This window comes from Klebsiella sp. D5A (assembly GCF_001620885.1).
Taxonomy (GTDB): Bacteria; Pseudomonadota; Gammaproteobacteria; order Enterobacterales; family Enterobacteriaceae; genus Klebsiella; species Klebsiella variicola.
Genome location: NZ_LOAR01000043.1, coordinates 1 through 1,212, shown reverse-complemented (window position 1 = coordinate 1,212; position 1,212 = coordinate 1). Strand labels below are relative to the sequence as shown.

Genomic DNA, 1,212 nt, shown 5'->3' with positions numbered 1-1,212 from the left:
TCAGCGGTTATAATGCCGTAACTGGCGCCGGAAAATGCGGTGGTGATATGCCGGGTCAGCGTCAGCTGCGTGTCANATACAGGTCAGCACTACCGCTGCGGTAGACCACCAGAATCGACCCCGGCTGTATCCCCAGCGCCACCTGTGACCACTTTGTTGTCGCTCCTGTCACCCGCGCCTGAGATGCTGCGCCCGTGACGGTGCCGACTTCATACATCGCCATAATAAAGTTCCTCCTGGATGATTATCCCTGGAAAAAGAAAAGGCCCCTTGCGGGGCCTCTGTTAGCTGAATGAGTTGCTGTTTGTACGGAACGCCGTGGCGGTGATGTTCTGGATCGAGCAGCTATAGTCAATCGAAGCATCGTTGCCGCGCGCCTTGATAAAGAAGCTGACATTGTTGTTATCAGCCAGCAGATCAGCAGCGAAGCGGAATTCCTGAGTGAAGTCGCCAGCCTGGAAACCGCCGGCGTTGGCAAAGAAGCGACGCGTTACTTCCTGCCCGCCAATGTTGAACGTGATATCAACGGAATACGACTGCTGGACATTGCCCGCGCCAGTGAGGTGGTAAACCAGTGTACACGACAGAACAATCGTCATCCCATATCCACGGTTCTGGTATGCCCCGTTACGCTGAACAGTCTGGTTGCGGCGGAAAGCCATATCATCGTAGCGGCGAGCTACTGCGATATCACCGATAAATGACTGAGCTTCCAGGGTGCCTTTGAACTTGCCGCTTGCCGCCTCAATGTGACCACGGAAGATCCCATTGTTGAACTGCGCCCCACCATCCTTGTTGATGCTCCAGCCGCGTGACCCGTCGACATAGTCGTTTGACTGGATGACGTTGCCGATCTTCGCATTCGTGATGGAACCGTCCGCAATTTTGGCAGTGGTCAGGGAACTGTTTTTGATACGTGCCGTATCGATATACAGTTCATTGCCTTCGGCAATCATCACCGGAACTGCCGTCGCATTGTTACGGTTAAACAGCGAGAACCGGTCGGCGTAGAGGATCATGTCGCTCGTTTCACCATTGCTGCCCAGCGTAATCCCCGCGCCAACATTCTTCCCGTTAACCGTCTCAACCTTCATCGACCACAGCGAACTCACCGTACCATTCACATCCGCCACGGTTTTGGCGGTGTTCTGAACGGAAGCGCCGAGATCCCCGACACTGGATGTCAGGGTCGTCTGCTGCGTTGCCAGCGCC

General features: G+C 55.1%; 1 protein-coding gene and 1 pseudogene. Both read right to left on the bottom strand.

Annotated features, from left to right (window positions below; translation table 11 throughout):
• Positions 1-223 (bottom strand): annotated as a pseudogene (locus tag AS136_RS27790) (tail fiber domain-containing protein); the annotation flags it as partial.
• Positions 224-284: 61 nt separating this feature from the next.
• Positions 285-1,212: phage tail tip fiber protein (locus AS136_RS25910; protein ID WP_148718846.1), on the bottom strand; the 928-nt coding region annotated here is incomplete at its 5' end.